An 18249-nucleotide genomic window follows, 5' to 3' on the forward strand; every position below is an offset into this window, starting at 1 on the left:
GGCCGCGCTCGCGGAACCGACTCACTCGCAGAATCGGACGATGGTGCCGGCCAGGATCTCGGTCAGCCGGAGCACGGATGCCTCCTCCGCCCACTCGGCGTCCGCGTGCGCGCCGCCCCCGGCCACGCCGAGCACCAGGCAGGGGATTCCGGCCTCGTGAATGAGTCCGGCATCCGTCCAGAACGGCTCTCCGCGCGTCAACGGAGGGTGCCCGAGCACCCGGTCGGACTCCGCCGCCGCGAGCCGCACGATCGGCCACTCCGGATCGGCCTCGAATGCCGCGCGGGCCACCAGCCGGGTGAGCTCACAGCGGAAGTCGGCGACCCGGCCGGCGATGACTGCCAGGAGGCCCCGCAACTCGGCTTCGACGTCGTCGGGGGTCTCACCGGGCAGCATGCGCCGCTCGATCGTGAGCGTGCACGCCGCGGCGACGGTGGCGGCATCCGTGCCCCCGCGGATCATTGAGACCCGCACGGCGCCGTGCCCGAGGAGCGGATGCCCCGGCCCGGCCTCGAGTCGCTCGCGCAGGCCATCGAGGGCTCGCAGCACGAGGCCGGCGTGTGCGATTGCATCGACGCCGCGCTCCGGCTGGGAGCCGTGCGCGGCCAGCCCGTTGAGCTCAAGCTCGAACCAGGCGAAGCCGCGATGGGCGAGGGTCAGGCAGAGTTCGCTCGGTTCGGCGACGATCGCCGCGTCGGCCCGGAAGCTGCGCAGCACCTCCATGGTGCCGCGGCTGCCGAACTCCTCGTCGGCGACCAGCGTGACGAGCACGTCGCCGGAGAGACCGGTCGCCGACGCCCGGGCCGCCGCGACCAGAATCGCCGCCACCCCGCCCTTCATGTCGAAGGCGCCACGGCCGAGCACCAGGCCGTCACGACGTTCGCCCGAGAATGGATCGCCGAGGTAGCCCTCGACGCCGACGGTATCGAGGTGGCCGTTGAGAATGAGGGAGCGGCCGCCGCCGGTCCCGCGGAAGACGCCGACGATCGAGGGTCTGCCCGGGCGCTCTTCGAGAGAGTGAATCTCGAAGCCGTGGTCGGCCAGCCAGCGCGCGCACCAGGCCGCGATCATCCCCTCGCCGGCCGCGCCGGGAACGAGATCGGGATTGACCGAGTCGATGCCGATGAGCCGCCGCATCACCTCGATCGGGTCGTCACCGCTGCTTTGATCGTTGCTCACAGCTTGAATCTACCTGCGGCGGGCGTGATCGCGGAGGTACCTTCGCTACCATGTGGCATGCACAGTGCCACGACCGCCGCAGCCACGGATGCCCCACCCCGCGTGTCCTGGGGGCTCGTTCCCGCCGGCCTGTTGTCGGCGTCTGCGGTCCTGCTGTTCGGTGTCCGCGCGCCCGTGCCCGGCTATCTTGTGTTGGTCATCGCGGTTGCGCTGGCCCTTCTGGTCAACAGGGCGCTCTTCAAGGACCTGCTCCTGATCGCACTCGGCCTGCTGATCATCAGCACGATCTCCGTCGAGGCGAACATCGACTACCCGAATATGGCGTTGATGGGCACCGTGCTCTCGCTCGCCGTGCTCGTTCCCTATCTGATCTCCCGTTACGGATACCGCGACCACGCGGTTCGATTCCCGATTCGTACCGGCCAGCGCTGGAGCACTCTCGAGCGCTGGTACCTCGTCATCGTGGTCGGACTCGGCTACGCCATCCTGCCGACCTATTTCATCGGATCGGGCTCCTACCAGAACTGGCCCGCCGTGACGGCTCCCGATGAGATTGCGCGCCTCTTCGTCGGTGTGGGCTTCGTCGGCATCTGGGACGAACTCTTCTTCATCTGCGTCGTATTCACCCTGCTCAGACGGCATTTCCCCGATTGGCAGGCCAACCTGCTCCAGGCGGTCATCTTCTGCTCTTTCCTGTGGGAGCTCGGCTACCAGAGCTGGGGACCCCTGATGACATTTCCGTTCGCGCTCCTCCAGGGCTACACCTTCAAGATCACCAGGTCGCTCACCTATGTCGTCTGCGTGCACCTGCTCTTCGACGTCGTGGTCTTCCTCGTGATCGTGCACGCCCACACCCGAGAGTGGCTCCCGATCTTCCCCTACTGACTCCGCCCCGCGCCCGGCGGACCCGCCCCGGTGGTCGAGCCTGTCGAGACCCGGTGACCCCGCCCCGGTGGTCGAGCCCCCGGTGGTCGAGCCTGTCGAGACCCGGTGACCCCGCCCCGATGGTCGAGCCCCCGGTGGTCGAGCCTGTCGAGACCCGGTGACCCCGGTGGTCGAGCCTGTCGAGACCCCCAGGCGAGGGTCACCCTGCGCGTTCGGCCTTGCTCTTCAGTGGGATGAGGGTTTGGTTCGGGTCAACCGTGATTGGCGGTTTCAGCCAGTACGCGTTGCCCTCTCGGATGATTTTCCAGCCCTGGTTGTGCAGTAGCAGGTGGTGGGGGTGGCAGAGGCAGGTTCCGTCGGCGGTGTCGGTGGTTCCGTTGAGTGACCAGTCGTTGAGGTGGTGGGCTTCGGTCCAGGATGGGGGTCGGTCGCAGTCGGGCCAGATGCAGCCGCCGTCGCGGACCGCGATGGCTGTGCGTTGTTGTTCGGTGAAGAGTCGTTGTTCCCGGCCGACGTCGAGGGCTTGGCCGGTGTCGTCGAAGAGGATGCCGCGCACCCCGGTGTCGCAGATCTGCCGTTCGACGGTGGCGAGGGAGATCGGGACGGGGCTGCCTTCGAGGTAGCCGTGCCCGGTCGGGGCGATCGGGGCGGCCGGGGCGACCGGGGCGACCAATATGTCTGCGGGGCGAATTCCCTGTCGGGCGAGGTCGGTCTGGGTGACGATGACGCGGACGGCGGGGCGGCGGCCGCCGAGCATCCGGCCGGGGTCGACTTCGCTGCCGAGCTTGAGCAACTGGAGGAAGGAGTCTGCGGCGATCTGTTCGGTGCTGCGGGGGTCGTCCTGGATTCGTTTGGCCCAGGCGGCACGTTTCTTGTCAACGAAGCGCACCCCGCCGCGCCGGGGGCTGGTGAGGGCGTCGTAGGTGGAGAGGACGAACTCGCCATCCTCGGGGGCGAAAAGTCCGTGCAGACGTATTTTGCCGTCGCGGAGGCGGTACACGCGCAGGTACCGGTCGTCGTGGGCCTGCTTCTCCCGGGCGGCGATGCCGGCCGTATCGAGGTCGTCGCGCAGCCGCCTCGCCCGGCGGAAGCACTGGTCCGCGTTCAACCCCGCCGACTCCGCCAGCAGGGCGGTCAGGGCGGCGGCCAGCCGGTCTGCTGTCACCGCGGTGTCGATATCGCCCAGACCCTGACGGATCGACTCCGCGGCGTCGACGGAGAGAGTGCCGGCGGCGACCGCGCGGGCGATCGGCGCCTGCCACGGCGCGGGCGACGCAGCGGAGGCCGAGACCCCGGCCGGCCCGGGCATTCCGGCGGGATCGGCGGCACCGGTTCCCGCGGCGGGTGGGAGCTGCTCATCCGGTTGCCGGTCTGCGGCTTCGGTGCGGGCGAGCATCGTGCCGACGGCGACGAGCTTGTAGGCCTCGTTCTTGCTCGAGCCGGTGACCTTCTGGATCATAGCCTCCGGGGAGAGGAAACCCTGCTGGGCGGCCAGACCCGAGTGGCCCAGCTCCGGGCGGGAACGACGGGCGATGGTGCCGGCCATCCACGCGGCGCAGGTCTCCAGGAGCTGACGGGCGGTCGCGATGTCACGCTGCCCGGCCAGGGCGGCGGCATCCGAGAGGGCCTCATAGTCGGCGCTGGAACAGCCCAGACGGGCGACGGCATCTGCCGCTTGCCTGAGCTGGTCTGCCGGGGTGGTCATAACACGATTTTAGCAAGAATGGGACACAAATGTGAGAGTTTGTCACGTCCTGTGGATAAGTTTTCGAAGGTGTGTTCACTGGTCTCGACAGGCTCGACCACCGAGCGGCCCGACCACCGCGGGTGCCGGAGCGGCCCGACCACCGCGAGTGCCGGAGCGGCCCGACCACCGCGGATGCCGGGAAGTGCGCATCGGGCTTGCGCACCGACCAAACGCGATATATCGTGAATGCCCATGGACGCGATATATCGCGATTCCGGTTTTCGGCACGACCCGACGGCTGCCGCACGCACGAAGGAGAACGCAATGGCACTGGAAAAATGGCTGGTCGCCCCCGGGCAGACCAAGGTGATCGACATTGAACTCGTCCGCAACCTCAAGGTCGGCTTGATCGGCGGAAAGGTCGACGTGATCGGACACGACGAACCGGTCACCCGGGTCGAGGTGCACAGCGTCAGCGGCAAGGACCTGAAGATCTCGCTCGACGGCGACACGCTCGAGATCGACCACCCTCAGCTTCGCTGGGACAACTTCATCGAGGTCTTCGCGTCGTTCCGAGGCACGGCGAAGGCCGACATCAGCATCATGGTTCCCCGCGATGTGGCCCTCAAGTTCGGGGTCGTCTCGGCCGACGCACTGATCTCCGGGCTGCGTAACGGCGCCCGGCTGAGCACGGTCTCGGGCGACGTCGTGGTCGACGGCGTCTCGGGCGATCTTGAGCTCAACAGCGTCAACGGCGAGATGTCCGTGCTCGGCCACTCCGGCAACATCACCGCGCACACGGTCTCCGGCGAGTTCACCGCCAGCGGCAGCATCCGTCGCTTCAGTCTTGACGGCGTCACCAGCGATGTCTTCCTCGACGTCGACGGCACCCCGGACACCATCAACACGAACACCGTCAGCGGCAACCTGACCGTGCGGCTCGGCGCCGACGTGGCGACTCGGTTCCACCTCAACACGGTGTCCGGCACCCTGCAGCTCGACGACCAGACCATCAAGGGCACGTTCGGCAAGGGTTACGAGTCCAGCACGGGCAGTCTCGACGGCGACTGGCTCGAGCTGCACGCGAACTCGGTCTCCGGCGACGTCTCCGTCGTGCGGCGGGCGACGGACGCGGCGACCGACCCCTCCGCAACCGACTCCACCGCGGCCGGGGAGGCCTCGGCATGACTCCCGTCTTCGCCCACGGCAGCCTGCGCCTCTACCTGCTCAGCCTGCTCGCCGAGCAGCCCCGGCATGGCTACGAGCTCATCCAGGCGCTCAGCGACCGGTTCGGCGGCACCTACATTCCCAGCGCGGGCACGATCTATCCGCGCCTGGCCAAGCTCGAGGAGGAAGGCCTGGTCACCAAGACAACGGATGGCCGCAAGACCGTCTACGAGATCACCGACGCCGGCCGCGCCGAGCTGGTGGCCCGCGAGGGTGACCTCGACGCGATCGAGACCGAGGTGACCGATTCGGTGCGACGCCTCGCCGACGAGGTGCGCTTCGGCGTGACCGAGGCCATGAAGAGCCTGCGGGCCGACCTGGCCTCGGCCAAACGACAGGCCAGGAACGACGGCGCAGGCCCGACTCCCGAGGCGCCGAGTGAGCCGGGAGGCGCAACACGGCTCGAGTCGAACCGTGCGCTGCACGAGGCCGACCTGGTGCTCAACGAGTTCCGCCAGCAGCTGCGCGCCGACCTCCGCCGCAGCGCGGCCAGCTCCCACGTTCCGGCCGCCACCGTGCCGGAGCTGCGGCGGCAGCTTGCCGATGTGCGCGCGGGCATCCTCGCCTCGCTCGGCCGCTGACCCGGCTACGCTGCGCCTGCGCTGGTTTCGACAGGCTCAACCACCGGCGGCTGGTTTCGACAGGCTCAACCACCGGCCGATTAGGCGGAGCGCTCGGCGACCTGCTCCGGGGTGGGGTGATGCACCTGCGTGCGCTCCCCCGAGCGATCGATCTCGTGCAGGCTCATCAGTTCCGAGCAGATCGGGCAGCGCGCCTCGGACTTCGCCGCGGCCTCTTCGGTCGCCGTCACGGTCGTGTACGGGCCGAGCGGCGGCGGACCGATCCAGGGCAACAACGTACGGTTGAGCCGACCGACGAAGCCGGCCAGGCCGCCTCGCTCCCCTTTACTAGTGCGTGTCATAATAATTAGTGTACTTACTATGTCCGGAAGGCGAGCCCCGCAGATGACCGAGGAAACCCCCGACCTGCTCCGCCTGGAGGACCAGGTCTGCTTCGCGCTCGCGATCGCGTCGCGCAGCGTGATCGGGGTGTACCGGCCCGTTCTCGAGCCCTATGGTCTCACCCACCCGCAGTACCTCGTGATGCTGGCGCTCTGGGGTCGCAGCCCTCGCTCCGTCACCGACCTGGCCGCCGAACTCCGCCTCGAGCCGGCCACTCTCTCCCCGCTGCTCAAGCGACTCGAGACTGCCGGCCTGGTCAGTCGCACCCGCAACGACCGGGACGAACGGATGCTTGACGTCGCCCTGACCGACGACGGCCTCCGGCTCCGCGACGAGGCCGCGACCATCCCGCCGCGCATCATCGATTCGCTGGGGATGAGCGCCGAAGAACTCGAGGCCCTGCGGCGTTCGCTCTGGCGAGTGATCGACGCCACACACCCCGGCTGAGCACTTCAACTGGCCGTATCCGAACTTGCCATGACACGCGGGCGCCACGCCGCATCCGGGGTCATCTCCCACAAATTTGACAGCACTGTGCAAGGGAGTAGTGTCAACCCTCGTGACACCAGAGGGAACCGGCCCAGCGCCCGAAACACGATCGCCCAAGCGATGGATCATTGGCGACCCGCTGTCGACCGAGCACCTCGAGGGTCAGCTGCTGCCCAAGCACCTCGCCCTGCCGATCTTCGCCAGCGACCCGCTGTCGAGCGTGGCCTATGCGCCGCAAGAGCTCCTGATGATTCTGACCCTCGGCGGGCTCGCTTTCCTGAGCTTCGCCCCCTGGGTCGCGGCGGTCGTCGTGCTCCTCCTCGTGGTCGTGGTCGCGTCCTACCGCCAGCTGATCAAGGCCTACCCGTCCGGCGGCGGTGACTACGAGGTTGCCTCGAAGAACCTCGGCGAAAAGGCCGGCCTGCTGGTGGCCTCCGCCCTGCTCGTCGACTACGTGATGACCGTGGTCGTCTCGGTGGCCAGCGGCGTGGACAACATTATTTCCGCCCTGCCCATGCTCGTGGACTTCCGGGTCGAAATCGCCGTCGTCTTCGTGATCCTCCTCGCCGCGGTCAACCTCCGCGGGGTGGCGGAGTCCAGCAAGGCGTTCGCGATCCCGACCTACCTCTTCATTGCGAGCGTCTTCCTGCTCGTCATCGTCGGCCTCACCAGGGCCGCCTTCGGTGATGCGCCGGTGGCCGAATCGGCAAACTTCGATGTGCAGGCCCAGAATCTCGCCCAGTCCGCGTTCATCCTGCTGCTGCTGCGCTCCTTCGCCAGTGGTTGCAGTGCGCTCACCGGCGTTGAGGCGATCGCCAACGGGGTGCCGGCGTTCAAGCATCCGAAGGTCAAGAATGCGCAGCGCACGCTCGTTCTGATGGGTGGGATCGCGATCACCCTGTTCATCGGCCTGGTCACCCTCGCCCTGATCGCCAAGGTGCACTACGCGGAGAACCCCTGCGACCTGATCGGCTGGGATGAGTGTGCGACGTCACCCCAGCGGAGCCTGATCGCCCAGATCGCGGCCGCCACCTTCGGCAACAACTCGATCATGTTCTTCGTGCTGCAGGCCGCCACCGCGGCGGTGCTGCTCCTGGCCGCCAACACGGCCTTCAACGGGTTCCCGCTGCTCGGCTCCGTGCTGGCCAAGGACTCTTACGCCCCCAAGTCGCTGAGCACCCGCGGCGACCGCCTGATCTACTCGAACGGCGTGCTGCTCCTGGCCCTGTTCGCCTGCCTGATCATCATCGTCTACCAGGCCAACCTCACGGTGTTGATCCAGCTCTACATCATCGGCGTCTTCGTCTCCTTCACCCTCGGCCAGACCGGCATGGTGAAGCACTGGCTCACGCTGCTCAAGACGAACCCGCCGAACCGCGGATCCATCATCGCGAGCCTGTCGATCAACGGCTTCGGCGCGCTGCTCACCGGCGTCGTGCTGATCGTCGTGACCATCACGAAGTTCACCCACGGCGCGTGGCTCGTCTTTGTGATGATGCCCGTGCTGTTCACGCTCATGCTCGGCGTGAACCGGTACTACCGGGACGTCGCCAAGGAGATCGAGGTCGACCCGGAAACCACCTTCGGTTCCCAGGGTGACCACGCTGTCGTACTCGTCGGCAAGATGCAGAAGCCCGTGCTCAAGGCCCTCGACTACGCGATCGCGGCCCGCCACGAAAGCATCGAGGCCGTGCATATCTCGATCGATGAGGAAGAGACCAAGCAGCTCAAGCGCGACTGGGTCAAGCAGAACATCCAGGTTCCGCTGCGCATCGTGCAGTCGCCGTACCGGGACATCAGCTGGCCCCTGATCAGCTACATCAAGGACCGCCGTGAAGACCACGGCTCCGAGGTCGTCACCATCTACACGCCGATCTACATCGTCGGCCACTGGTGGGAGAACCTGCTCCACAACCACAAGGCCCGCCGCCTGCGCCAGAAGCTCATGCTCGTGCACGGCGTCACCATCGCTCTCGTGCCCTGGCTTCTCGACTCCTCCGAGCTCATCTACGGGCGCCGGTCCCGGCCGATCCCCGGGCAGGACCGTCGTGGAGAGCCCGTGCGTCCCCGTCCGATCCCGCGCAGGCCGCTCGCCCCGGCGACCAAGGAGATCCCCGTGCGGCCGCCGCCCACGGTCGGCGTGATCCCGCCGCAGTCCAGGCCGTCCGCCGCGCGACGTCGCAAGCGCAAGTAGCCTGTGCGGCTAGCACCCGCCGTGTTCCTCGGCGGCGCCATCGGCACGGCACTGCGCTTCGGCACCGACCTGGCGCTACCGCACTCCGCCGACCAGTTCCCGGCCGGCACCCTCGTCGTCAACGCAGTGGGCGCGTTCGTTCTGGGCTGGCTGGTCGCCGGCCTCTGGACCCGACCGGCCGTGCCGCAGTGGATCAAGGCCGCGCTCGGCCCTGGCCTGCTCGGATCGTTCACCACGTTCTCCGCGGCAATGGTCTCGCTGGTGTCGCTGGCATCCGTGAACTCCTGGGCGCTGGCAGCGGGCTACCTCGCGGCCACCCTGCTGCTCGGCTTTGCGGCCGCCGGCCTGGGCCTGTGGCTGGGCGCCCGGCACGTCAACCGGCCGACCGGGCTCGCGGCGACGGATGCCGGGGGCACCCCGTGAACGCCGGGCTGGTCGCCACCGTACTCGCCTTCGGCGGCGCGGCAGCGGTCATCCGGTACCTGGTCTCGCGCGCTCTCCCGCTCGGACCCGGCGGGTTGCCGCTCGGCGTGCTCGTGGTGAATGTGGCCGGATCACTGATCGGCGGGGTGGTGCTCGGGCTCGCCGAGCGCGCCGCGATCGGCGACGACCTGCGCCTGGTCTTGTTCACCGGTGTCTGCGGTGGATTGACGACCTTCAGCACCTGGAGTGTCGAGACCGTCGACCTCATTCTCAAGGGCCGTTGGCGGACGGGACTGATCGGTCTGTTCGGCAACCTGGTGCTCGGGCTGGGCGTCTGCGCGGCGGGGTATCTGCTCGCACGCTAGGGTCGGCCGGACGCTCGGTCAGAGCAGCGCGACGACCTGGCGGGCGATCATCCGACCGGCCCTGCTTGCGCCGACCGTGCTCGCCTGCGGCCCGTAGCCGGCCAGGAAGATGCGCGGGTCGGTCCAGGATGCCCCGGCGCCGACGGAGAGCCCGCCGGCCTTCTCCCGGAGCCTGAGCGCCGAGAGGTGTCGCAGTTCGGGTCGGAATCCCGACGCCCAGATGATGGCATCCGCCTCGGTGAACGTGCCGTCCGGCCAGCGCACGCCCGTCGGCTCGATTCTCGAGAACATCGGCCGGGCCACGAGCACCCCACGTTCGATCCCGGCAGAGATCCGGCGGCTCACCGGAACGCCGGTGCCGCTGACGATGCTCGGCAGGGCGCGTCCCGCCCTCGCGGCCCGGTCCTGTGCGGCGACCGCCGAGGCCGCGCCCTCGAGGTCGAGCTGCTCGGTGTGCACCCAGTCGATCGGGCGCCGCGCGGCCCAGTGGAGCTCTGCCGCCACATTCTCCAGTTCGAGCAGGAAACCGATCGCGCTGGTTCCGCCACCGACGACCACGACCCGCTGGCCGGCGAATTCCTCCGCGGAGACGAAGCCGGCGGTGTGCACCTGCCGCCCGGTGAAGCTCTCCACCCCCGGGTAGTGCGGAACGAATGGGGAACCCCAGGTTCCCGATGCGTTGACGAGCAGGCGCGCCGTCGTCTCCCGGCTGCCGTAGCCGGGCGAGGTCGTCGACACAACGAGATCGGCCCCCCGGTTGGCCACGGAGTGCACGGCGACCGGGCGCACGACCTTCAGGCCGAAGTGCTCCTCGTAGCGGCGGTAGTACTCCGTGACGACTTCCCGGGCGGGAAGGGAACGATCGGCGGTATCGAAACTCAGCCCGAGTTCGCTCATTCCCGGCAGGTCGTTCACCCGGTGGGCCGTGCCGAGGCGAAGGGAACGCCAGCGGTGCTGCCAGGCCCCGCCGGCATCCGGACCTCGGTCGAAAATCACAAAGTCCCGACCGGGGCTAAGCTCGAACTTGCGCAGATAATAGGCCACCGAAAGGCCGGCCTGACCGGCGCCGACAATGACAACGGGTATCGCCGCCTCGTTCGCCATCACACCTCATTCCAGCACGGTGGCCTGTGAACCGCGTCAGCGGGGGCACAGGCCCATCATGCTAAACTAGCGGCTAGTTTTCACCATTCCGTTCGGCAACTCCCCGGGTGACTCATTCCTCACTCGGCCTGGCATCGTAAGGGGGTCACGCATGGGGCGCGGCCGTCAAAAAGCAAAACACACGAAGGTGGCCCGCGAGCTGAAGTACTTCAGCCCGGACACCAACTACAACGCGCTCGAACGCGAACTCACCGGGCATCCGGTCGACGACGAGCGTCTCGACGAGGACCTCGCGAAGTGGCCCGAGTACGAGGCGTCGAAGCCGGGCAAGGCCGACGAGGACGACGACCAGTACGTCGACACCTACGCGACCGAAGACGAGCAGCGCACGGCGTAACTGCGCGATGCTTCGCATCGCGAAAGGCGTGAAGCGCAGCTTCACGAAAGGCGGCAGCCCCTGATCCGGCAGCCCCCAGGAGTGTCACGGCTACCGTGCCACTCCGTTCCTTTCAGAGCACCCTGAGGCGTGGAGCGGCCCAAACCGCCCGAACGGATGCCCCCCGCTCAGCCCGCGTACCCGCCGACCAACCGCACGGCCCCGCCGTTGACGCCCTTGGCTCCCTGCTCGAAGCCCGAGAGGTCGTGCGCCACGGTCGAGACCCGGCCGGCCACCCACGCGGGGATGCCGTCGCTGGCCAGGCGTGCGATCACGGATGACGCCGAGTCGGCCGCGACGACGGCGAACATGCCGACGCCCAGGTTCCAGGTTCCCTCTGAGCTCTCCAGGGAGGAACCGGCCATGTCGCTGAGCACCCGGAAAACGGGCGAGGGAGACCAGGTCGACCGGTCGACCTCGACCCAGGCGCCGAGTGGGAGCACCCGGGCGAGGTTCGCCGCGATGCCGCCGCCGGTGACGTGGCTGAGCGAGTGAACGGCGCCGGCGAGCTCCGGGTCGGCCAGCACGCTGAGCAGCGGACCGGTGTAGAGGCGGGTCGGCGTGAGCAGCACCTCGCCGACGACCCCGCCGAGTTCGGCGGAGGTGTCGGTGTAGCCGATGCCGCGCTGGGCGAGGATGTGGCGAACGAGCGAGTAACCGTTGGAGTGCAGTCCAGAGGACGCGAGCGCGATGACCACGTCGCCGGCCTTCACCCGTTCCGCCCCCAGCACCTGGTCGGCCTCGACCACGCCGGTGGCGGCGCCGGCGACGTCGTAGTCATCCGGTCCCAGTAGCCCCGGGTGCTCGGCGGTTTCGCCGCCGACGAGGGCGGTGCCGGTTTCGGAGCAGGCCCGGGCGATACCGGCGACGATGTCCGCGATCCGCTCGGGGACCACCTTGCCGCAGGCGATGTAGTCGGTCATGAACAGCGGGCGGGCGCCCACTACGACGATGTCGTCGACGACCATCCCGACCAGGTCCTGGCCGATGGTGTCGTGCTTGTCGATGGCCTGGGCGATGGCGACCTTCGTGCCGACGCCGTCGGTCGACGTGGCCAGCAGCGGGCGGCGGTACGAGGTGAGGAACGACACATCGTAGAGTCCGGCGAATCCGCCGAAGCCGCCGAGCACCTCGGGCCCGTGCGTCTGCGAGACGGCGGCCTTCATCAGGGAGACGGCGAGGTCGCCGGCCGCGGTGTCTACTCCGGCCGCGGCGTATGAAGCGTTGCTCATTCTTGTCTTCCTGGGTCGCCGATCGTGAATGGTCCCGGTTTCGCGGGGCTGCCGCCCTGGTGCGCAGGTACTGCGGCCGGGACGGCCGGGCGGCGCGCGGCGGCATCGAGCAGGGGCTCGTACTCCGAGTCCGGTCCGGGGTCGCAGCCGTCCGAGACGGCCGGGCGTTCGAGGAGGTTCTTGCCGAGGTGCAGCGAGTCGGGCAGCGGGATCGGGTAGACCCCGGTGAAGCAGGCGGTGCAGAGCTTGTCGCGCGGCTGTTCCGTGGCCGCGATCATGCCCTCCGGCGAGAGGTAGCCGAGCGAGTCGGCGCCGATCGCCTGGCGCACCTCGTCGACGCCGAGACCGGTCGCGATAAGTTCGGCCCTGGAGGCGAAATCGATGCCGTAGAAGCAGGGCCAGGTGATCGGGGGGCTCGAGATGCGCACGTGCACCTCGGCGGCGCCCGCCTCCCTCAGCATGCTGACGAGCGCGCGCTGGGTGTTGCCGCGCACGATCGAGTCGTCGACGACGATGAGGCGCTTGCCCTTGATCACGGCCTTGAGCGGGTTGAGCTTGAGCTTGATGCCGCGCTGGCGAATGGTCTCCGACGGCTGGATGAATGTGCGGCCGACGTAGGAGTTCTTCACCAGTCCCTGGCCGAACGGGATGCCGGAGGCCTGCGCATAACCGATCGCGGCCGGCGTTCCGGATTCGGGGGTCGGGATGACGAGGTCGGCCTCGACCGGGTACTCTGCGGCGAGGCGGCGGCCCATTTCGACCCGGGCCTCGTGCACACCGCGTCCCGCGATGGTGGTGTCGGGTCGGGCCAGGTAGACGTATTCGAAGACGCAGCCGGCCGGCTTGGACTCGGCGAACCGCTGGGAGCGCAGGCCGTCCTCATCGATGATGAGCAATTCGCCCGGTTCGACCTCGCGCACGAAGCTGGCGCCGACGATGTCCAGGGCCGCGGTCTCCGAGGCGACCACCCAGCCGCGTTCGAGACGGCCGAGCACCAACGGGCGCACGCCCTGCGGGTCGCGGGCCGCGTACAGGGTGGTCTCGTCCATGAAGACGAGGCAGAAGGCGCCGCGCAGTCGCGGCAGCACCTCGAGCGCCGTGGCCTCGAGGGTGTGGTCGAGGTCGCCGGTGAACAGGGCGGTGATCACGGCCGTGTCGGTGGTGTTGCCGCGGGCGAGCTCGCCCTCCACCTTCGGGTAGCGGTCGTGCACGAGTTTGAGGAGTTCGGCGGTGTTGGTGAGGTTGCCGTTGTGGCCGAGGGCCACGGTTCCGCCCGAGGTGCGACCGAGGGTGGGCTGGGCGTTCTGCCAGCTCGACGAACCGGTGGTCGAGTACCGGGTGTGGCCGACCGCGATGTGGCCGAGCAGCGTGCTCAGTGCGGCCTCGTTGAAGACCTGCGCGACGAGGCCCATGTCCTTGTAGATCAGGATCTTGGAGCCGTCACTCGTGGCGATACCCGCCGATTCCTGGCCGCGGTGCTGCAGTGCATAGAGGCCGAAATAGCTGAGCTTGGCCACCTCCTCGCCTGGAGCCCAGACGCCGAAGACTCCACAGGCATCCTGTGGCCCCTTCTCGCCCTGAAGAAGGTCATGACCTAGAAGTCCGTCGCCACCAGCCAAATCGAAGCCTCTTAACTATCTGTACTCTGAGTGCCGCCGGAATTCGGGGAATCGGCTGGAGCTGCCGGAGCCTCCAGGTCGCTCGACCCATAGGTTCCAAGTCTATCGACGAGGACGGTGCCGGCCGAGCGTGCGGTGGCGCGGTCGATCACCATGGCGGCAACGGCGCCCAGGGCGACCCCCGCCACGAGCCCCGCGAGCAGCAGAAATCCGAAGACCTGGCCGGCCCCGAACTCTGTCGTGCCGGGGAACGACACGGTGAGGACGAGGGCGAGGATGGCGCCGAGTACGGCGCCGAGAATCATGAAGTTGAGGTAGCGCGGCGAGCGCCGCACGGTAACCCTGGCCTGGTCGACGACGACCTCGCTTTCGCCGGACTCCGGGGCCTGCTCTTCGGGTTGATCGGCTGAACTCACCCGTCTATTCTCGCACGCGCCAGGGGGCGGTCGGCTGTGCGTTTCCCTGCGGCTGGCAGACTGGGCGGATGAAAAGGATTGCGGTGCTCGGAAGCGCGAAGATGGGCCTCGTGGTGCGACAGCCCCGGCCGGCGAACCCCGGCGAGACCATCCTCGGTTCCGGTTTCATGACGGTGCCGGGCGGAAAGGGGCTGAACCAGGCGGTCGCGGCGGCCCGGCTCGGCGCGTCGGTCGACTTCATCGGTGCGGTCGGCTCGGATGGCTTCGGCTCCGAAGTGCGCGCGCTGTTGGCTGGCGAGGGCATCCGCATCGAAGGTCTCGCGACGGCGCCCGGACCGACCGGAACCGCCCACATCGCCGTGGTGGACTCCGGCCAGAATTCGATCGTCGTCGTGCCGGGGGCAAACGCCTCGGTCACGGCCCTGACCGAGGCCCAGCGGAACACGATCGCGGGCGCGTCCCACCTTCTGCTGCAGTGCGAGCTGCCCGTTTCCGTACTCGCCGAGGGTGTTGCCGTCGCACGCGCGGCGGGGGTGTTCACGGTCTTCACGCCGGCACCGGTGGTGCCGCTGCCCGACGGGTTGCTGGCCGGGGTGGACCTGATCGTGCCCAATCGCCTGGAATCCGAGGCCCTGACGGGTGAGAGTGACCCGGTGCGCGCCGCCGAGGCGCTCAGTGTCGGCGGCACCTGGGCCATCGTCACCCTCGGGGCCGAGGGCTGCGTCGTCGCTTTCGACGGCAACGTGCTCGGGCTCGCCCCCGCCCGCCCGGTCAAGGCCGTCGACACGACCGCCGCCGGCGACACGTTCGTCGGTGCGCTCGTCGCCCGGCTGGTCGGAGCGTCCGATCGCGCGGCCGGTACCGGTGCCGGGGCCGGTGGTGGTGGCGGGGCCGGGGCCGGTGGTGGTGGCGGGGCCGGTGGTGGGGCTGCTGCTGTCGGGGCCGGTGCTGTCGGGGCCGCTGCTGTCGGTGAGGCGGAGATGATCGACGCGGTTCGCTGGGCGACCGTCGCGTCATCGCTGTGCGTCACCCGCCACGGTGCGACGAGCTCGATGCCGTCCCTGGCCGAGGTCGCCGCGATCCTCGGCTGAGTCGCGGCCGAGTCGCGGCCGAGTCGCCGCCGAGTCGCGGCCGAGTCGCGGCCGAGTCGCTGTTACGGTCCCAGCGGGAGCGGGAGGTGCCCGGTGAGGTCGGCCCGCTGGCCGGAGGCATGGATGAGCCCGGTCGCGAGGCCGTCGGCCCAGGAAAGGACGCCGGTCGCGAGGGAGAGCCAGGTGGCGGCATCCGTCTCGACCACGTTGGGTGGAGTTCCGCGGGTGTGCCGGGGCCCGGCAATGCACTGCACGGCGCCGAACGGCGGCACGCGAACCTCGAGGGTGTTGCCGTTGGCCTCCTCGGCGAGCAGTTGCAGCGTGTAGCGCACGGCGAGCGCACGGATGTCCCGGCTCGCCCCCGCAGCGTCCGCCGCGTATGCGCGCACCGCCGCGCGCCCCACCCCGTCGTCGATCCTCGCCTTGGCCATCCCCCCATTCTGCCGCCCCACCCCCACCCCTTCCTCCGCGAAAGTGCACTTGTCGCCCCCTCGTTGCTCGCGAAGGGGCCAAAACTGCACTTTCGCGGAACCGAGCGGGGAAGTGTGGGACGGTGTGGGGCGGTGTGGGGCGGGGCGGCATCCGGTAGCCTGAACCGGTGAGAATTCTGGTCCTCGGTTCCGGTGCCCGCGAGCACGCCATCATCACCGCCCTGCTCCGGGAGGAGCCGGCCCACGAGGTGGTCTGCGCGCCAGGCAACGCGGGCATTGCCGGGGATGTCCCGGTGGTTCCGCTCGACCCGGCCGACCCCGAGCAGGTCACCAACTACGCGAACCTGAACGACATCGACCTCGTCGTGATCGGACCGGAGGCCCCCCTCGTCGCCGGCGTCGCCGACGCGCTGCGCAGCCGCGGGATCCCCGTTTTCGGCCCCGGCAAGGCTGCCGCCGCGCTCGAGGGCAGCAAGACCTTCGCCAAACACATCATGGAGCAGGCCGGGGTGCCGACCGGCCGTGCCGTTCGGGCCGGCACGCTGGCCGAGGCCACCGCGGCCCTCGACGAGTTCGGGTCGCCCTACGTGGTCAAGGCCGACGGCCTCGCCGCGGGCAAGGGCGTGCTCGTCACCCTGGACCGCCCCGCGGCGCTCGCCCACGCCACACATTGGCTGCAACACGGCAGCGTGCTGATCGAGGAATTCCTCGACGGAGCGGAGGTCTCGCTTTTCCTGCTCAGCGACGGCCACTCCGTGCTCCCGCTCTCCCCCGCCCAGGACTACAAGCGCCTCGGCGACGGCGACGCCGGCCCGAACACCGGCGGCATGGGCGCCTACTCCCCCCTGCCCTGGCTCGACGAGCGGTTCGGCAGCGAACAGGCCTTCGTCGACGAGGTGATCGAGACGATCGCCCTGCCCACGGTGCGCCGGCTCGCCGACGAGGACACCCCCTTCATCGGGCTGCTCTACTGCGGCCTCATTCTCACGGAGGCCGGCATCCGTGTGATCGAATTCAACGCCCGCTTCGGCGACCCGGAGACCCAGGTCGTGCTGCCCCGCCTGGTGACTCCGCTGTCCGGGCTGCTGCTCGCCGCGTCCACCGGAGGGCTTGGCAGCCTCGCCCGCCCGGTGTTCTCGGACGACGCCTGCGTCACTGTTGTGCTCGCGAGCGAGAACTACCCGGAAACGCCGGTCACCGGACGCCCCCTCACCGGCCTCGACGCGGCATCCGCCCTGCCGGGGGTCACGATCCTGCACGCGGCGACCGCCGTGATCGACGACGTTCTCGTCGCGACCGGTGGACGCGTGCTCAGCGTCGTCGCTGTCGGCGACGGCTTCGCGGATGCCCGCACCCGCGCCTACGACGCGCTCGCCCTGGTTGCCCTCGAGGGTTCGCAGTTCCGCACCGACATCGCCGCCCGCGTCGCGCTCTGAGGAGCGGAGACGGGCGGCCCGACGAGCGCACGTTCGCCCACGGAAGACCGGTGCGAGAGAATGACAGCGTGACCTCTCTCGACCAGCCATCGCCCCTCGACCTTGCGGGCTGGCGCCACGCCTACTCCGGCAAGGTGCGCGACCTCTACGTTCCCGCGGGGACTGCCCCGGATGCCCCAGCCGACCTGGCCGCCGCCACCCGGGTTCTCGTCGTGGCCAGCGACCGCGTCAGCGCCTTCGACCACGTGCTCGAGCCCGGCATCCCCGGCAAGGGCGAGCTGCTCACCACGCTCAGCCTGTGGTGGTTCGACCAGCTGTCCGGGGTGCCGAACCACCTCGTGCCCGACCACACCGTGAACGGCGTCGTCACCAGCCTGATCCCCGCCGAGGTCGCCGGCCGGGCGATGCTCTGCAAGACCCTGGACATGTACCCGATCGAGTGCGTCGTGCGCGGCTATCTGACCGGCTCCGGGTGGAAGGAATACCAGGCCGGCCAGACCGTCTGCGGCATTCCGCTGCCGGCCGGGCTGACGAACGGCGACCGTCTGCCCGAACCGATCTACACCCCGGCCTGGAAGGCGCCGATGGGCGAGCACGACGAGAACATCTCGTACGAACGCACCATCGAGCTCGTCGGCGAACCGGTCGCGGCCGAACTGCGCCGCCTCTCGCTCGAGATCTTCGTGCGGGCCTCCGCCATCGCCGAGAAGGCGGGCGTGATCCTTGCGGACACGAAGTTCGAATTCGGCGCCGACCGCATCACCGGGGTCATCACCCTCGCCGACGAGGTGCTCACCAGCGATTCCAGCCGCTACTGGGACGCCGGACTGTGGCGCTCCGGCGGCACACCGGAGCAGCGGATGGCCAGCTTCGACAAGCAGATCGTGCGGGACTGGCTCGCCGCCCACTGGGACCAGACCGGAACCCCACCCGCCCTGCCGGAGGACATCATCGAGCGAACCGCGGCCCGATACCTGGAGCTGCTGGAACTGCTGACCCACGCGGGACTGGCCGCCGGGAACTGACACCGCCGGCGCCGTGGCCACCGTCGTCGCACGATCACTGACACCGCC

The 18249-nt window shown here is 69.1% G+C and carries 19 protein-coding genes; 11 read left to right on the forward strand and 8 right to left on the reverse strand.

The features are described from left to right. Positions 1-21 precede the first annotated feature (21 nt). Positions 22-1179, reverse strand: a complete 1158-nt coding sequence (locus QMG61_RS14290) for a M20/M25/M40 family metallo-hydrolase (protein ID WP_283495002.1) — start codon at positions 1177-1179, stop codon at positions 22-24. A gap of 57 nt (positions 1180-1236) precedes the next feature. Here QMG61_RS14290 and QMG61_RS14295 point away from each other — a divergent pair, with 57 nt between their 5' ends. Then, entirely contained in the window at positions 1237-2064 is an 828-nt protein-coding gene (locus QMG61_RS14295) for a CPBP family intramembrane glutamic endopeptidase (RefSeq protein ID WP_283495003.1), read from the forward strand. Positions 2065-2263: 199 nt separating this feature from the next. Here the strand turns inward: QMG61_RS14295 and QMG61_RS14300 are convergent, their stop codons facing one another. After that, positions 2264-3769, reverse strand: coding sequence for a DUF222 domain-containing protein (locus QMG61_RS14300; RefSeq protein WP_283495004.1), 1506 nt, complete (start codon positions 3767-3769; stop codon positions 2264-2266). A 306-nt stretch (positions 3770-4075) separates the two neighbouring features. On the opposite strand from QMG61_RS14300, the gene QMG61_RS14305 reads away from it, so the two are divergent. Further along, positions 4076-4939 carry a DUF4097 family beta strand repeat-containing protein gene (locus tag QMG61_RS14305; protein ID WP_283495005.1) on the forward strand — a complete coding sequence of 288 codons (864 nt, stop codon included), beginning with the start codon at positions 4076-4078 and terminating at the stop codon, positions 4937-4939. Continuing rightward, positions 4936-5559, forward strand: coding sequence for a PadR family transcriptional regulator (locus QMG61_RS14310; RefSeq protein WP_283495006.1), 624 nt, complete (start codon positions 4936-4938; stop codon positions 5557-5559). Before QMG61_RS14305 ends, QMG61_RS14310 begins: the two co-directional genes overlap by 4 nt. 80 nt (positions 5560-5639) lie before the next feature. On the opposite strand, the gene QMG61_RS14315 is transcribed toward QMG61_RS14310, so the two are convergent. Continuing rightward, positions 5640-5900 carry a hypothetical protein gene (locus QMG61_RS14315; protein WP_283495007.1) on the reverse strand — a complete coding sequence of 87 codons (261 nt, stop codon included), beginning with the start codon at positions 5898-5900 and terminating at the stop codon, positions 5640-5642. A gap of 43 nt (positions 5901-5943) precedes the next feature. Between QMG61_RS14315 and QMG61_RS14320 the strand changes: the two genes are divergently transcribed. The 4 genes from QMG61_RS14320 to crcB all read left to right on the forward strand — a co-directional run bounded on the left by QMG61_RS14320 (position 5944) and on the right by crcB (position 9411). Continuing rightward, positions 5944-6387 (forward strand): MarR family winged helix-turn-helix transcriptional regulator, encoded by a 444-nt coding sequence (locus tag QMG61_RS14320; RefSeq protein ID WP_283495008.1) that lies wholly within the window; start codon positions 5944-5946, stop codon positions 6385-6387. A gap of 100 nt (positions 6388-6487) precedes the next feature. Then, positions 6488-8623, forward strand: a complete 2136-nt coding sequence (locus QMG61_RS14325; RefSeq protein ID WP_502847046.1) for an APC family permease — start codon at positions 6488-6490, stop codon at positions 8621-8623. A 3-nt stretch (positions 8624-8626) separates the two neighbouring features. Continuing rightward, the gene (locus QMG61_RS14330) at positions 8627-9046 is read left to right on the forward strand and encodes a fluoride efflux transporter FluC (protein ID WP_283495009.1); all 420 of its coding nucleotides are present in this window, start codon (positions 8627-8629) and stop codon (positions 9044-9046) included. After that, positions 9043-9411 carry a fluoride efflux transporter CrcB gene (crcB, locus tag QMG61_RS14335; protein ID WP_283495010.1) on the forward strand — a complete coding sequence of 123 codons (369 nt, stop codon included), beginning with the start codon at positions 9043-9045 and terminating at the stop codon, positions 9409-9411. The genes QMG61_RS14330 and crcB overlap by 4 nt, the downstream gene beginning before the upstream one ends. Before the next feature lie 18 nt (positions 9412-9429). Here crcB and QMG61_RS14340 read toward each other — a convergent pair whose 3' ends face one another. Beyond that, complete coding sequence (locus QMG61_RS14340) at positions 9430-10515, reverse strand: NAD(P)-binding domain-containing protein (protein WP_283495011.1); 1086 nt, start codon at positions 10513-10515, stop codon at positions 9430-9432. A gap of 151 nt (positions 10516-10666) precedes the next feature. Here QMG61_RS14340 and QMG61_RS14345 point away from each other — a divergent pair, with 151 nt between their 5' ends. Then, on the forward strand, positions 10667-10912 hold the full coding sequence (locus QMG61_RS14345; RefSeq protein WP_283495012.1) for a DUF3073 domain-containing protein: 246 nt from the start codon (positions 10667-10669) through the stop codon (positions 10910-10912). A 167-nt stretch (positions 10913-11079) separates the two neighbouring features. Here the strand turns inward: QMG61_RS14345 and purM are convergent, their stop codons facing one another. Genes purM through QMG61_RS14360 form a run of 3 tightly spaced genes read right to left on the reverse strand, consistent with a single transcriptional unit; the run spans position 11080 to position 14218 of the window. Further along, complete coding sequence (gene purM, locus QMG61_RS14350) at positions 11080-12183, reverse strand: phosphoribosylformylglycinamidine cyclo-ligase (RefSeq protein ID WP_283495013.1); 1104 nt, start codon at positions 12181-12183, stop codon at positions 11080-11082. Continuing rightward, entirely contained in the window at positions 12180-13802 is a 1623-nt protein-coding gene (gene purF / locus QMG61_RS14355; protein ID WP_283495014.1) for an amidophosphoribosyltransferase, read from the reverse strand. Before purF ends, purM begins: the two co-directional genes overlap by 4 nt. Before the next feature lie 11 nt (positions 13803-13813). Continuing rightward, complete coding sequence (locus QMG61_RS14360; protein WP_283495015.1) at positions 13814-14218, reverse strand: hypothetical protein; 405 nt, start codon at positions 14216-14218, stop codon at positions 13814-13816. A 68-nt stretch (positions 14219-14286) separates the two neighbouring features. Between QMG61_RS14360 and QMG61_RS14365 the strand changes: the two genes are divergently transcribed. Continuing rightward, on the forward strand, positions 14287-15309 hold the full coding sequence (locus QMG61_RS14365) for a ribokinase (protein WP_283495016.1): 1023 nt from the start codon (positions 14287-14289) through the stop codon (positions 15307-15309). Between the two features lie 62 nt (positions 15310-15371). On the opposite strand, the gene QMG61_RS14370 is transcribed toward QMG61_RS14365, so the two are convergent. Beyond that, positions 15372-15740, reverse strand: a complete 369-nt coding sequence (locus QMG61_RS14370) for a sterol carrier family protein (RefSeq protein ID WP_283495017.1) — start codon at positions 15738-15740, stop codon at positions 15372-15374. Positions 15741-15907: 167 nt separating this feature from the next. On the opposite strand from QMG61_RS14370, the gene purD reads away from it, so the two are divergent. Next, on the forward strand, positions 15908-17176 hold the full coding sequence (gene purD / locus QMG61_RS14375; protein ID WP_283495018.1) for a phosphoribosylamine--glycine ligase: 1269 nt from the start codon (positions 15908-15910) through the stop codon (positions 17174-17176). 68 nt (positions 17177-17244) lie between these two features. Next, positions 17245-18201, forward strand: coding sequence for a phosphoribosylaminoimidazolesuccinocarboxamide synthase (locus QMG61_RS14380; protein WP_283495019.1), 957 nt, complete (start codon positions 17245-17247; stop codon positions 18199-18201). Positions 18202-18249 lie beyond the last annotated feature (48 nt).

Origin of the sequence: Cryobacterium sp. PH31-AA6 (genome assembly GCF_030063195.1) — a bacterium.
GTDB lineage: Bacteria > Actinomycetota > Actinomycetes > Actinomycetales > Microbacteriaceae > Cryobacterium.